The sequence below is a fragment of the Streptomyces sp. NPDC001493 genome (assembly GCF_053597235.1).
Map to the genome: position 1 here is coordinate 62845 of NZ_JBSFHV010000025.1, position 13574 is coordinate 76418.

18 protein-coding genes are annotated in these 13574 nt (G+C 70.0%); 10 read left to right on the forward strand and 8 right to left on the reverse strand.

Translation table 11 applies throughout. The annotated features are described in order from the left end of the window. From tpg to ACWCWD_RS29345, 7 genes are all read left to right on the forward strand, one after another. On the forward strand, window positions 1-558 hold the full coding sequence (tpg, locus tag ACWCWD_RS29315; RefSeq protein ID WP_450777347.1) for a telomere-protecting terminal protein Tpg: 558 nt from the start codon (window positions 1-3) through the stop codon (window positions 556-558). 13 nt (window positions 559-571) lie between these two features. Then, window positions 572-1063, forward strand: coding sequence for a hypothetical protein (locus tag ACWCWD_RS29320; protein WP_450777349.1), 492 nt, complete (start codon window positions 572-574; stop codon window positions 1061-1063). A 102-nt stretch (window positions 1064-1165) separates the two neighbouring features. Continuing rightward, the gene (locus ACWCWD_RS29325) at window positions 1166-1516 is read left to right on the forward strand and encodes a hypothetical protein (protein WP_450777351.1); all 351 of its coding nucleotides are present in this window, start codon (window positions 1166-1168) and stop codon (window positions 1514-1516) included. Beyond that, window positions 1509-1733, forward strand: a complete 225-nt coding sequence (locus ACWCWD_RS29330; protein WP_450777352.1) for a hypothetical protein — start codon at window positions 1509-1511, stop codon at window positions 1731-1733. The genes ACWCWD_RS29325 and ACWCWD_RS29330 overlap by 8 nt, the downstream gene beginning before the upstream one ends. A 38-nt stretch (window positions 1734-1771) precedes the next feature. Then, on the forward strand, window positions 1772-2353 hold the full coding sequence (locus ACWCWD_RS29335; RefSeq protein WP_450777354.1) for a hypothetical protein: 582 nt from the start codon (window positions 1772-1774) through the stop codon (window positions 2351-2353). Window positions 2354-2430: 77 nt separating this feature from the next. After that, complete coding sequence (locus ACWCWD_RS29340) at window positions 2431-2736, forward strand: DUF6247 family protein (RefSeq protein WP_450777465.1); 306 nt, start codon at window positions 2431-2433, stop codon at window positions 2734-2736. Next, the gene (locus tag ACWCWD_RS29345) at window positions 2733-2993 is read left to right on the forward strand and encodes a hypothetical protein (RefSeq protein ID WP_450777356.1); all 261 of its coding nucleotides are present in this window, start codon (window positions 2733-2735) and stop codon (window positions 2991-2993) included. Before ACWCWD_RS29340 ends, ACWCWD_RS29345 begins: the two co-directional genes overlap by 4 nt. A gap of 130 nt (window positions 2994-3123) precedes the next feature. Here the strand turns inward: ACWCWD_RS29345 and ACWCWD_RS29350 are convergent, their stop codons facing one another. Next, on the reverse strand, window positions 3124-3621 hold the full coding sequence (locus ACWCWD_RS29350; protein ID WP_450777358.1) for a hypothetical protein: 498 nt from the start codon (window positions 3619-3621) through the stop codon (window positions 3124-3126). A 107-nt stretch (window positions 3622-3728) separates the two neighbouring features. Between ACWCWD_RS29350 and ACWCWD_RS29355 the strand changes: the two genes are divergently transcribed. From ACWCWD_RS29355 to ACWCWD_RS29365, 3 genes are all read left to right on the forward strand, one after another. Further along, window positions 3729-4319, forward strand: a complete 591-nt coding sequence (locus ACWCWD_RS29355) for a hypothetical protein (RefSeq protein WP_450777360.1) — start codon at window positions 3729-3731, stop codon at window positions 4317-4319. Window positions 4320-5027: 708 nt separating this feature from the next. Next, window positions 5028-6008, forward strand: a complete 981-nt coding sequence (locus ACWCWD_RS29360; RefSeq protein WP_450777362.1) for a hypothetical protein — start codon at window positions 5028-5030, stop codon at window positions 6006-6008. Window positions 6009-6207: 199 nt separating this feature from the next. Next, the gene (locus tag ACWCWD_RS29365; protein WP_450777467.1) at window positions 6208-6600 is read left to right on the forward strand and encodes a zinc finger domain-containing protein; all 393 of its coding nucleotides are present in this window, start codon (window positions 6208-6210) and stop codon (window positions 6598-6600) included. Window positions 6601-7289: 689 nt separating this feature from the next. Here the strand turns inward: ACWCWD_RS29365 and ACWCWD_RS29370 are convergent. The 7 genes from ACWCWD_RS29370 to ACWCWD_RS29400 form a co-directional block, all read right to left on the reverse strand. Next, a complete protein-coding gene (locus ACWCWD_RS29370) occupies window positions 7290-7616 on the reverse strand; it encodes a hypothetical protein (RefSeq protein ID WP_450777364.1) in 327 nt (108 codons plus the stop codon). After that, window positions 7616-8104, reverse strand: a complete 489-nt coding sequence (locus ACWCWD_RS29375) for a winged helix-turn-helix domain-containing protein (protein WP_450777366.1) — start codon at window positions 8102-8104, stop codon at window positions 7616-7618. The genes ACWCWD_RS29370 and ACWCWD_RS29375 overlap by 1 nt, the downstream gene beginning before the upstream one ends. A 632-nt stretch (window positions 8105-8736) precedes the next feature. After that, complete coding sequence (locus tag ACWCWD_RS29380; RefSeq protein WP_450777368.1) at window positions 8737-12012, reverse strand: LysM peptidoglycan-binding domain-containing protein; 3276 nt, start codon at window positions 12010-12012, stop codon at window positions 8737-8739. 22 nt (window positions 12013-12034) lie between these two features. Next, the gene (locus ACWCWD_RS29385) at window positions 12035-12460 is read right to left on the reverse strand and encodes a pilus assembly protein TadG-related protein (RefSeq protein ID WP_450777370.1); all 426 of its coding nucleotides are present in this window, start codon (window positions 12458-12460) and stop codon (window positions 12035-12037) included. Window position 12461: 1 nt separating this feature from the next. Continuing rightward, on the reverse strand, window positions 12462-12929 hold the full coding sequence (locus ACWCWD_RS29390; protein WP_450777372.1) for a TadE/TadG family type IV pilus assembly protein: 468 nt from the start codon (window positions 12927-12929) through the stop codon (window positions 12462-12464). After that, window positions 12926-13363: a TadE/TadG family type IV pilus assembly protein gene (locus ACWCWD_RS29395; protein WP_450777374.1), complete on the reverse strand. Its 438-nt coding sequence runs from the start codon at window positions 13361-13363 to the stop codon at window positions 12926-12928. The genes ACWCWD_RS29390 and ACWCWD_RS29395 overlap by 4 nt, the downstream gene beginning before the upstream one ends. Before the next feature lie 4 nt (window positions 13364-13367). Continuing rightward, window positions 13368-13568: a hypothetical protein gene (locus ACWCWD_RS29400; protein WP_450777376.1), complete on the reverse strand. Its 201-nt coding sequence runs from the start codon at window positions 13566-13568 to the stop codon at window positions 13368-13370. Window positions 13569-13574: the final 6 nt, after the last annotated feature.

Sequence of the window (13574 nt, forward strand, 5' to 3'; positions counted from 1 at the left end):
GTGGGCGAGATCGACGACGCGATCGAGCGCGCCGACCGGGAGCACGTCACCCGCCAGCCGCCGAAGACCCTCAAGGGCCAGATCCGCTACCTGCTCCGCCAACTGGGCAGCGCGCAGGCCGTCGCCCAGGAGCTCGGCGTCACCGCCGACTCGGTCAACCGCTACCGGCGCGGCGCCCGCAAGCACCCCCGCGCCGACGTCGCCTCGAAGATCGACGACGCCGTACGGGCCCGGTGGCAGCCCCAGGTCCGCAAACGCCGGCGCCAGCAGGCCGCCGCCTCCGGCGGGATCACGGTGGAGACCCGCGCCCGGTTCGGGTACACATCGTCCGCCGGATCGACCGACGACGGCCGGTTCCGCCGCCTCACCGTCAAGCTTCCCGCGACGTACGCGCAACGCCTGTTCGACGCCCGCGACACGGGCTCCAGCGACCAGCAGATGCGCGAAATCATCGCCGAAGGATTCAAGGACGTGTATTTCCAGGACGGTGGTGGCCGGGCCATGGGACTGTCCGACGTGGAAATCAACGACATCGATTACCTCGACCTCGAATACTAAATTCGGAGCCCCCATGGCCAGCATCAATTACCCGTACCCGGACCCGAAGAACGACGCCGAACGGGACGCGAACCGGCAGGCCGCCGACGACTACCAGCGCCAGGAGGAAGAAGCCGACACCCTCCTGCGCCTGGCCGAGGACCTCACGCCCATCGCCCCGGAGCTGCTCGTCGAACAGGTTCGCCTCGACCTCGCCGCCGCCGGGCTGTACGTCGTACCGCTCGGACAGTGCACGACGGACGAGGACCAGGGCGGCGTCGTGGTCTGCCTCGACGACGACGGCCAGGTCGTCGTGGACTGGCTGCCCCACGCCCGCCTCGACCGCCAGGCGCTCGACATGGTCGACGCCGGCCGGACGGACCATGAGGCCGTGATCCGCTACGAGACCGTCCGCGCGGCGATGAACACCGCCCTCGGCACGGTCCTGACCGGCCTCGGCTACACCACCCGCCGCCCGTTCGGCTACGGCCACATCATCGAGCAGACCTCGGCCGCCCGTCCCTGAACGGCTCGGGTCCCCGGCATGTCAGCTGCCGGGGACCCGAGCCACCAGTGTCCCGCAGCCCCACCAGCACGCGCACCCCCACCCCCTCGACAGGAGGAACCCATGCCGTACGACGACGACGACTTCGACGACGACTACCGCGCGAGGCGCCGCCAGGCCCACGACCTCGACTACATCAACACCTACTACCAGCTGCCCGAACGCCTCGGTGCCCGCGCCACCATCGGCGGCCGGGTCCGCTGGACCGACCGGGAGGGCACGATCGTCGACACCGCCGGCACGTACCTGCGCGTCCTCCTCGACGGCGACACCGAGCCGGTCACCTGCCACGCCACCTCGAACATGGCCTACGCGTCGCCGACCGGCTGGGTCCAGGCCACCCGCCGGCCCGACCCCTGCGCCACCCAGCTCTCGCCCACCGGCCCCGGCCTCCCGGAGCGCACCGGTGCCTGAGCCCGACCACAGCCCCGCACGAGCCCAGGCCCGCGCCGTCGCCTACCAGCACCCGGACCTCGACGGTGTCCTGCTGTGCCGGGAGCACGGCGAGGGCTGGGCCGGGCTGATCCCGCTGACCGCCGCCGATCTGCCGTACGGCGGGTTCTGCGGATGGGGCACGCCCGACGGGCACGTGTGCGGCCGCGCCCTCCCCGCGAAGAAGCCCCGGCAGTGACCCACCCACCTGCCCCAGAAGGAAGACGAAAAGCGCCCATGACCACCGACCCTTCCCTCATCGACCGCGACAAGAGCCCGCTGCTCGACGCCGACCACGACGCCGTCCGTATCGCCGACGCGCTGCGCCGCAGCCCGCACATCACCTACGTCGCCCCGGCCGCGCCCGGCGACGAGAGCGTCTGGTTCCGCGACGCCGACGGCACCGGCTTCGAGCTCTCCCTGACCACTGTGGAACCGGACCCCGACGCGGAGCGGGTCGCTTACGCCTGGGACGCCGTCGCCGCCGCGATCGGCAACCACCCGCACTTCATCCGCGCCGCCCTCGACCAGCCATCCTCCGGCCCGCTCAACCTCAACACGGTCACCGCGCTCACCCGCACCGGCAACGAGTACACCCTCACCCTGACCGCCTGCTACCGACCCGTCGACGACCAGGAGCACTCCCACCCGGCCGAAGACGTCGCCTACGCCGCCGACCGGCTGCTGACCACCGACCCGAGCGACTCAGAACGCGCGACGGCCGAACTCCTCAACTACCTGTCGGCTACCTGGGAGAAGCAGGACCTGCCGCTGCGCCAGCACGCCCAGGCCGTCGCCCGCGCCCTGCGCACCCGGTAGAAGGGGATCCACCCATGTCCGCTTCCACGGCTACCTGGCGCGCGTACGGTGAGGTGACGACCCGCCGGGAGGACCAGATGAGCGCGCAGCCCGACCACGCACCCGCCCTGCCGTACACCCCCGCACCCGGAGCGCCGGCCGAACTCCTCGCCCAGCTGCGCGCCGACAAGCGCGCGGACCGGTGGGTGCCAGCCTTCGAGCGGCAGTGGGCGGCCGCGCTCGAGGAATCCCGGCGCACGTTCTCTCTCGCCGGGCTGTACGAGGTCCTCCAGGACTGGCAGAGCCGCATCGCGCACGCCCCGGCCGTCGACGCGTTCGTCGCCTCCGGCTACGACGACAGCGACGCCGTCGACCTGGCGGAGCTCCGCCGCCGTCGCCGGTGAGCACCTCGCCGTACGCGGTCCGCGTCTCCGCCCCGGCCGCCAAGACCCTCGACGCCCTGCCCGAACACGCGGTGGACACCGCGTGGGACATCCTCGCCGCGGCCGCCGACGATCCGTGGGGGTTTCGGCAGTTCGACACTAGCGACGAAGAGGGCGAGGACATCCGCTACGCCGCCGTCGGCCAGCTCTCCGTCACCTTCTGGATCAACCGGCCCCTGCACAGCCTGACGGTCCTGAACATAGTCTGGCTCGGATAGCCATCCCCGGTGACAACGCCCTGACCCCGGCATCGCAACTGCCAGGGCCAGGGCGTTTCCGATCGAAGCCACGGCCGTATCCACCCGGGCGGCGACGGGACCGTCCTGTGAGCCTGTGAGGTGGGCTGCCTCAGCCAGCGCGGCGGCGGGTCAGGTCCTCCAAAACCTCGTGCCAGACCTCACCCTGACGCCGCCGATGGACTGCCTCTTCCATGGCGTGGGGCGGCAGCGCGGCGAACATGACCGCGAGCGGCCCGCCCCGGCCTTCCTGCTCGCCCCACCACAGCTGCTCGGCCACCACCATGTCCCGGGCGATCCAGAATTCTGGAACGGTGTGCCGCCCCGCCGGCGCCGGAGCCGCAGCCGTCCGGGGAGGCCCCGGCAGACCCGAGGCATCCCGCCCGTCGTCGGACTTCATGAGGAGCGCGCGGGCCGCCGCGGTCGCGGCGAGCACGGGTGCCAGTGCCCCGGCGAACTGCGGCCCGAGCCGGGCGAGCGCGTCGACCAGAGCGTCCACGGTGGCCAGCGTGTCCGACGCCGACGACGCCGACCATCCCTCCTTGTCCACTGCCTCCCACACCTCGCACGCCGCGTCCGACAGCACCTCGACCAGCTCCGACAGCTCCATGCCGGGCTCAACGATCCCGCCCGGTCTGCGTACCGCTGGGGAGCCGGCCCGCGCCCACGCCCGCGCTTCCGCACGCCCTGGTAGGGCTGACGGAGGACGATGGAGTCGTGGGCGAGCACAACGAGGACCAGGAGCACAGCGTCGAACCGGCGCAGCCGCCGCTCACCGTCGCCCGGGCCCGGGAGATGACGGCCGGGCTGCGCGAGGCGATGGACGACGTCCAGCGCTCCGTCGCGCTGCTCGCCGCCCTGGTCCGCGCGGCCCACGCCGCGCGCGTCTGGGCACCCCTCGGCTCCAGCAGCGGGAGTCGTACTGGGGCGGAGTTCGGCATCAGCCGCGCCCAGTCGTACCGGTTCCTCGACGTCGCCGACGCCCTGGCCGCGATCCACAACGCCGTCGCCGCCGGGCCCGGGACGTCTCGCACGCGAGACAGCGGCCCGGCGGCTACAGCCGCGCTTGACTACGGCCTGTCCCAGCGGGCCCTGATCGCCCTCCCCGGCCGTACGGACGCCTCAGGGAGTCGGAGACCGCCGCGCCCTGATCGGGACCGTGCTGCTGCTCTTCGGTGCTCACCGGGCTGTGGTCGAGGTCAGCGCGTCAAGATCAGTTCGCCTTGGTACACGTGCGGTGGGAACCGTCGGCCTGATCAGCGCAGGCTCGAACCCGGACCCCGGGGCCGTCACCCACCTCGGCAGTAGACAGGAGAGTCTGGCCGGAGGCACCGTCACGTGGAGCGGTCCGTACGGACACTCGCTCGACGCGGCCCTGGTACGTGCGCTCCAGCCACAGACGGCCGCCGTCCGACACCATCCCGCTCGCCCAGGCGGCATCGTGCCCCGAGCGCGTTCGTACGTGCAGCGCAACCCACGGTCCGGTCGAGTCGTTGGCCTCCAGACACAGCCGGTCAGCGCGGTCACGCATCCCGTGCGCGCCGCCAGCGCACGGCCCCCGGACGACGTCAGCGCCTGCCGGAGCAGCACCGGCGAGGAGTGCAACGGGCACGAGAGCGAGAGCTGCAGTCAGAATCGTCATTCGCATGACTGGAGAACGCACATGCCCGGTAAGGGACACTGCCGCAGCACGGCTGAGGCGGTGATGTTCGACAGAGACCGGACGGTCAAACCCCGGGTAGCCGGCGCACCACGTACAGCCGCTGGTTGGTCCGGATACCGGCCGGACGTGTTGAGCTTCTCGATCCGGCCGACGATGCGCTTGGCGAGCGAACCGTAGCCAGACACCATTTACCGCGGCATAGTTCGTCCGCTCGGCCGCTGAAGTGCGCGCGGAGCTCCTGGTGCGCCATGCCGGTGATGTATTTCCTCCGATCGAGTGGCGGGCGCCGATCCGCGCTTGGCGGAAGCCACAGGGTGGGGGCAACACCCACGGCGGAGATACGGAGTCCAGCCATGACGTTGTTCAGTACCGAGGACATCCTGCCCCCCAGCACTGTGACGGCAATGACCAGGACCGAGCTGATCACGCACGCAGACCAGGCTTCCCGGGCCCTTGCCGCGCTCGTCAATGAGGACCACCAGGAGCTCCTTATGCGGATCCTGAAGCTGGTGAACCTCCCCCGGCTGTCCATGGCCGACGACCACGATCTGCGGGAGATCAACCGCGAACTGCGCCTGTGCCTGGAGAAGGGCGGATACAAAAGCCGCCTGCGCCGGCGTACCCATGTCGACCGGCCCGCAGGCATCGGCCGACTCCCTCGGCCCCGCTGGGTGAAGGAAGCTACTGCAGACGGCTCCTGCGGGCTGTGCGGCGACAGCTACAGCTGCGGGGACGAGATCGGGCGGGCCTACCGCGACCCGAAGGTCCCGCACTACTACGCCCAGCCGGGCTGGCTGTGCTGGCACTGCCTGGTGATGCGACGCCAACAGCCGACGCGCCGCGACCTTCTGCTCCGCTTTTTCCATGGCCTGTTCGCCCAGGACGGGATCGGGCTGAACGGCCACGAGTGCGGGGTGCTGCTGAGGTGGCTGAACGTAGATCCCGTTCTGCGCACCAGCAAGCCGTGGGCAGACGATCCTCTGGAAAGCACCCTTGCGCGACTTGAGACCAGCGTGGCCGAGGACAAGCCGGTTACGTGGCTCAGCCCGCAGACCGTTCTCACCATCATCGCGGTTCTGCAGGAACCGGGCTCCGCCGTGACCCTGCTGGAGCCGGAGGACCAGGTACTCACCACCGTCACCCAGCACCTCGCGGAGTGGGAGACCAATTCCTCCAACGTGACTTCCCTGTACGGGACCGGCTGGCGCTACCGTCAGCGGACCCTCGAACTCACCGCCACACCCACCGTTCTTTCCCGTGCTGGCGGTCCATTCCATCTGTTCCAGTGCAAGGTCACGGCCACGGGCAGGCTCCAGGACCCTGACAAGCCCTGAACCCGACCCGCCGCGCCAGAACCGCCAAGAAACGGAGCCATCCACTGTGCCGGAGTCCAGAACGTTGCCAGCTTCACTCTCGACCGACGGTACGGGTTGGGTTGGCATCTTCGCGTCACCAGAGTGGTGGCGCGCCCTGCCCGACGCAGCAAACCTGCGCGAGCTCGTCGAAGAGGCTGCCGCGAAGGGCGAGGCCAGCGTGAACCGGTCGTGGTGTCTCGCTATCGGAGCTGCTACGAGGCGCCCCTGCAAACTCCCGCGAGATGAATGCCCCCACCACGGCGAGGATGTAGACGCACACCGCTGCGGCGTCATCGGCAAGAACAAGCGCCCATGTCGCTGGAACACCACAGCCAGCGGCCCCTGCCCGAACCATCACTTCGGCGCGGCGGCCGACCCCCCGCACCGTAGCGCGGTCAAGACAGCACCACCCCGACCGCGACCCGCAGCACGCCTGCTGAAGAAAACCCCGCTTCAGGTCGTCTGCCCGCACTGCGGGGCCGATGCGGGTGCGAAGTGCCGCTACCCCAACGGCGGCGAGACCAGTTTCCACCTGCCTCGCCGTAAAGCTGCCACCCAGAGCGGTTCTTGAGATCTCTGCCTGCCTGAACAGGTCGTCGCCCCCGCTCGGCTTCCGAACGGGGGCGACGGCCGACGACGTTCTGTGTGTTCAGCGATCGGTCAGGCCCCAGTCGATGTCACCGAATCCCCATCGAGGTCGTCGACGCCCCAGCCGACATCGCCCCGGGTGGTGATCGCGCGCGCGTTCTTCATGATCGTCATGGACGCACCCTGCCACGACCTCGCCCCAGGTCATCAGCGTCGTCTCACCGCGATTTATACGTACCTGCCGTACCGGCCAGCACCACAGCAGATCGAGGCCACCCCGTACGTGGCCCCGGCCCTCGCCGACTTCCGCCGAGGTGAAGAGCGCGCTTCGGAGCCGCCGGCGCTGTGGAGTTGCCTCAACGGACCGCGCGAGTTTCCCGGTCCTTCCGGCGCTCGACCGTCCCGCTCGCTGGGTGGTCGTACCTGTCTGGCGCGGCCTGGCCGACAGGTACGCCCGACGCCTGCCGGGCGTACCGGCACGATCGGGGTTCGGTCTCTCCGTGGCAGGGGGCCGACTTCCTCATACTGTTGCTCCGGGGAACAGTATGAGGAACGCCGTTTCCACACACTGTTGCTCAGAAGCACAACATGGGGAACGAGGACTTCTCGATAGTGTGCGGGTGGGGCACAATCCCAGGTCAGAGCCGAGACTGTGCCCCACCCGTGAGTAGCTCAGGCGGAACGTCGGAGCGGAAGCACGTTGCTTCGAGGCTTGCTCTCGGCGCGAGGCCCGAGCCCGTAGTACCGGATGTTTCCGTGTCGTGAGGCGACCCTGAGCCAGCCGTCCTTGATGAGCTGGGGAACCGTTCGCGACAGCAGCGGACGGTTCATCCCGATCTCCATCGCGACCTTCTCGCCGGTCTTGACCACCGCGTCGTCGAACTCGGGGTCCTTCTTGGCGGTGAGGTAGTAGATGACGATCCGCATCTGGGGATGCGGGAGGGACAGGGTCTCGTTCAACACTGCGGGATCGATCCCGTCGCGTACGAGATCACTCATCACGCCGATTCCTTCCTCTCGGGGATGCCCGGCGCCACGGGCCGTCGGTACGCCGCGGAGTCCTTTGTCTGTTGGGTACCGCCCATCCTGGATGCCAGGTGCGGGGTCGCCCGGTAGTAGATGGTCCGGCCGTGACGCTCAGCCTCAACGAGCAGCGCGGCCTTCGTGAGCTTCTTGAGCGACGTCGCCACCGTCCGGGGAGTGATCCCGACCCATTCCGCCATCTTCTGGCGAGACCAGCGGAGAACATCTCCCCGCTTCTCGGGACCGTGGACGTGCAGGGCCAGGATGTCGCGGTCGGAGGGCGTGAGCCCTGCCTTCTTGTTCAGGATGGCCAGTCCGATTTCATTGCTTACTGCGGTGAAGCCTCCAGGGAAGTTGTAAGCGAGGCGGCCGCGCTCGTCGTGATCGAGGTCGTGGAAGTCGACCTGCTCGCCGGTGCTGACGTCGACGAACCGCCGAATCCGGGCGGGCCCAGCAGCGGACATGAGCCCAAACCTTTCCTCTCGGGAACAGTGACGCGTCGATCATTGCATAACACTGTTCCTGAGAGTGACAGTCAAACCGGCGTGTCTGCTGTTGCTCTGAGAAACAGTCAGTGGTCTCTGACTTCATCATGTTATGAAGCCAGAGACCCTTCGCGAACCGACGTTTCTGCAGGTCAGAGGCGGTATGGGCGCCGCGTCCTCTACGTACGTCACATGACCCTGGTCCCCGGGGACCGATCCTCGGGTGGTGCCACCACGGACATCACCTGAAGGGGGAGGCGGAGTGTCCATCGTGCAACGCCGTCTTGACGAACCGTTACTACCCACAGCAAGGGGGCTGAGCCCCAGCACGGGGCTGAGCGAGCCACACGTGGCGGGTCGTGGCTATCAGCGGAACCGGCTCTGGCTGGCTTTCTGGGGCTGATGTCCACGACACTCACCCGGCCTGCTCACCGTCCGAACCCTTCTGCCAGGAAGGGGGCTTGCCCTCCAGGAAGGCTGTTCGGACCAGCGTGTTCACTGGGCAGCAGCCATGTGAACCACCGGCAATTCCCCTGCCGTGCCACGCCGGCTGAGTGCCGCCTCCCGCAGACGAGGCAGGGAGGCACCCGTCTCAGCGACGGACAGTCCAACTACGGCTTGCTCACGAAGACGGCCCCTGGTGCCTCGGACAGGACAAGCGTCATGGTCTGCTCAGTCAGAGGCTCTGGAGAAATGTCGTAGGTCCGCGCGACCTGCTGGAGCCGGGAGATCGCCTTGCGGACACCGGGGCCGTTTCCGGCAGCCCACTCGATCCGCATCCAGTCACGGAAGAGGACCTCCGATGTCTCATCGATGTCCAGGCCGCGCAGCACCGCGTGCCGTGCCGCGTCGAGGTCGGGCCGCTCCCCTTCGCTGAGCCAGGAAGCCAAGGTGTGGGCGACGTCGACCACACGGGAGATGATCTCCTGCTGGACGGAGTCCGCCCACGGATAGTCATGGCCCTCAAGGGGCTTTCCCCGTACCAGACCCAGGGCGTTCTCCAGGTAGGGGATACCGCTCTCGGCGCCTGCGGACAGTGCGCGGGTGGCCATGGCCTGAAAGCGGTCCCAGTCCGATGTCACCGCGCCGGGACGGAACCGGTAGCCGTTCTGCGGTCGGGGGAGACGAGGCTCGCCGGCCTCGGTGTTCCCGAATCGGGCGCGGAGTTCGGAGAGGCGCGACTGCAACGTCCGGGGTGACCAAGGGGATGCCGGGTCCATGGCCGTGCACAGCCATTCGGCACTCCGCCCCGGGCGCAGGAAGATCAATGCGGCCAGCGCGGCGACCTTCGGGCCGTGGCCCGATCCACTGATCTCGCTGACCTCCAGAGGGCCCAGTACGCGGATTTGCGGCAGATCAGCACACTCCTCCCGCTGCTGCGCGGCTTCGACCCGCTCCGGCGTCCGTGCGCCGCCAGGGACGCCGCCCGGGCCACTGTCTTCCTGGGCAGCGGAGGTGAACGCGAGGAGCGCGGGAAAGGGGTTGCCCGGGTCCTCTCCGCCTTCGCCGACGTACACCGCGCGAGGAGCCGTCGCCGCGTGCGCGTGGTCTTCGGAGAGCTGCCACCCGGCCACCGCCGGACGAGCGGGTTCGTCGGCTACTTCGAGCGCGTGGATGAACTGCCGGTACTGCTCCTCCTCCAGTCTTTGGAGCCGGATCATGCCCTCGGTCAGCTGAGGCACTGACACGGGGGTGTCCGGCGCGACGGTGACGACATCGGCCTCGGGGAAGGCCTGGCGGGCGGCCGGCCCGGCAGGAAGAACCACGGCGACCGGCAGCGTCCGGGCTGCCGAGACCGCGTCGGCGAGCTGCCAGACCTGCTCGTCGGCCACGTCTCCGGCGCAGATCAGGAACCAGGGCAGCGGGCGGGGGGCGGTGTCCTGATGCACTTCGACCAGGAGTGCGCCGAGGTCGGCGACGACGGACTGCACCGTGGGCATGCATTGCACCCTGCCCTTGGGCAGAAGCGTCGCGAGCCGGCTGCCGAGTCCGACGGTGATGATCTCGGTGTGATCGGTCCAGTTGCTCGTGCCCGCCTCCAGCGCCATGGCCCGGGCGATCGCGAGGACGTCGGCCGGGTCGCCGTCCAGCAGCAGGACGGTGTTCATCAGGTCGGCGAGGATCAGGTCACCTGCCTCGGTCGCGCCCAGGGTGACCAGGCCCGGGTAGGGGGCGGCTACCTGACGGGCCGTGTCGCCGTCCAGCAGGACCGCCGCCGGATCCAGGACCCAGACGCCTGGGCTGCCGGGGACGCTGGTGAACGGAGCCGGGGCGGGCGCGTTCTTGTCGTCGGGCAGCAGATGCACCGTACGGCTGGAGATCCGAGCTCCCCGGATCGGGGGAAGTCCGTCGGAGCCCGCCGTGCTGGCCAGGGTACGGAGCGCGGTGTCCAGCAGCGCGGCGGTCGCGGGTTCCCCGCCGGAGTTCAGGACCTGTTCCAGCAGCGTCGGATCGGCGTCGATCGTGATGGTCTCGCCTGCCCGTCGGCGACGCTGCTGCAGGACGCGCTTGACCCCGAGAGCTCCGGCCAGTGAGGCGGCCAGCAGAGCCCCGATCCCGCCGACCAGTGCGGCCTGCCGCGCTGTACTGCCGGTTCCGCCGTCGGGCTGCGCTGCGGTGGCGAAGGTCCGCGCCTGCGGTGGGACCGAGGGCTGTGAGGCGGTCGCGGAAGGCGGCGCGCTCACGGACGGCGTGCCGGACGTCGCGGGGGACTCCGCCCGCGGGGCGCGAGGTGACGAGGCGTCCGGCGCGGAGCTGGGCGCAACGGAGCGCGGGGACGCCCCCTCGGGGGACTCCTCCTTGTGCGGTGCGGTGTCGGACGTCCGCTCGTTGGAGGTGCCGGAACCGTCTCCGGCGGCTTGCTCCGGGGTGGCGTCCGAAGGGGCAGCGGCCGCAGGCAGGGTGAGGTGCTGGCCGGGGTAGATACGGTCAGGATCGGTGAACCGTCCCCCGCCGGGCTGCTCCTGGTCGCGGTTCAGCTCGAAGATGGTCACCCACCGTGACTCGTCGTCGAGTTCCTCCGTCGCGATCTTCGAGAGGCTGTCGCCCTCTTCCACGGTGTACGTACGGGGAGACCGGCCGGGGGCGCCCTGCGCCGCCATACCTCCGCCCTCAGCGCTCTGCGCGACGGGCGGCGCGCTGCTGGCGGCGTCGGCGGTACGGGCGGTGTCGGGCAGGCGCAGGACCCAACCGGGCTGAATGGGGCCGTCGGCACGGAAGACCTGGCCGTCGGCCATGACCCGGCCCGCGTTCAGCGACGCGATCTCCTCCCACCGGTTGCCGTCCCCGAGCTGCTGTTCCGCGATCGACCACAGGCTCTCGGCCGGCCTGGCCGAGACGACGGTGTGCGTGAGGTGAGCGGCGTGGCCGCCCTCCTGGTCCGCGCCGTGCGCGGTGCTGATGGTGGAGGCCCTGGGCGTGGACACGGAGAGAGCGGATGCAGATGCGGGGGCTGCTGTGGCGGGTGACGCTGAAGCCGCCAGCGCCGTTCCGGCCGGTAGAGCCACCAGGACCGCGCCGACCAAGGCCGCGGCCATCCGCTGCCCCACCGCCAGACGAAGCCGCGGCGCGGCGCGGCCTCGTAGCTGCGCAGGGATTTCCACCAGTACGGACAGAGCGAACAGGGCCCACCCGGCCCACCCCGCGACGGCGAGGAGCAGCAGGAACACCTGACCGGAGTCCTGTGTCGACAGCAGACTGCCCAGGGCGTTGATCCCGGCCGGAGCGACCACGGCCGTTCCCCACCACAGGAGAGCCGGGAGCCCGGCCAGCAGGGCGATCAGCACCACGAGGCTGACCAGGGCCCGCAGTACCGCTGCGGGGCCCGCGCCCCGGCGGCCCGTCCGAACGGGCGGCCGGACAACGCCGGTGGGGGAGTGATCGGGCATGGACTACGCCTCTCTGTACGGTCTATCCGGCCTGGTGCAGCAAGGTGGCGGTCCCGTGCCCGGACACCGGCATGGAACCGATGCCGACCACGGGCAGGAAACGGGTCTCGTAGGTGTCGGTGACCGTGACCGTGAGCCGGGAACTGTCGCCGGAGAAGCTGACCTTCCCACTGACTCCGGCCCGGCTCAGGTAGGCGTACGCGGCGGCGGCCGCGCTCTGCTGGTCCACCCGGATTGCCTCGCCGGTGACGGCGGCGGTGGGGTCGATGGCCTGTCCGCCGGCTCGCGCGGCCTCGAAGGCGACCGCGTCGGCCCGCTCGGTGGCGCGGAGCTTCCCGCCACCGTCCAGGACGAGGCCGGTGATCGCGAGCAGCGCGACGACGCACACCGCGACGAAAATGGCGATGCCGCCCCGGTCCTGGTGCCGTGGCTCGTTGAACCTGTGCACGTCAGCCCTCCCTGGAGCGGTAGGCGTCGATGACGGAGGAGAAGCTCCCGCGCAGCGTCTTCGCGCCGGGAGCGCCGGGCAGCAGCAGATCCGAGAACGCGACAGTGCACTCGACGGTGACGGTCGCGTACCCGACTTGACCCACGGGGAGGTTCAGCCCGGCGGCGTCGACGGAGACCCGCGTCGACGTGCAGGCGATGCCCTGGTCGTCCAACGAGCGGGCGGCGGCGGCCGACGCGGCGGCGGTGGCAGCCCCGTAGGTCCGCTCGATGGACGCGGCCCGGGCTGCGTCCTCCGCGGCGGCGTCGACCTTGCTGCCCGAGGTCACCAAGCGGCCGGCGGCGACCGCCATGCACACGAACATGATGAGGAGCGGAGTGATGATCGCGGCCTGGATCGCCTCGCTGCCCCGGTCGTCCAGCGGCCGTCCGGCGCGAATTCGCGCCCTGCGCCCCACTGAGGCGATCACGGTGATGTCCACCGCTCGCGCGGGCCGGTCGCTGACTGCGAGATCAGCTTCCCCGGCACACCGGGCAGCAGGGACACGGCCCGCCCCGTCACGGTCACCTTCATCGTCTCGGCGGTGCTCCCGCTCGTGCTGACGCCGGTCGCGCTCAGACTGTCCCCGGCGATCCGGTCCAGCGTCTCGCGGGCCCGGGCCGCTCCCTCCCCGACCGATGCCTGGTAGACGCGGCCAGCGGAGACGCCCTCGCGGGCAGCGGTCAGCGCGACGCTGCGGGCGTAGTACTGCATTCCGACCTGTACCGCCGCGATCGTGAGGACGATGATGAACGGGAAGACGATGGCCATCTGGACGGACGAGTCTCCCCGGTCGTCCGCGGTCCGCTCGCGCAGGCCCCGCACTCGCCGGTGGACCTGCTTTGTTCCTGGCGTTGCTCTCACGGCGTCAGATGCCTGCGAGAAGGCCGTTGTACTTCGTGACGACCACGGCGATGGTGCCCGCGATGACCAGGGCCCCGGCGACTGCGGCGACCCAGATGATGACGGTCGTGATCGAGATGTCCCCCCGGTCCGGGGACCCGCTCTGATCGGTCCGTGCCCGGAGCCACTGACGGGCGGCGGACAGAGTGACGGCGAGCTTGCGCATGACGAT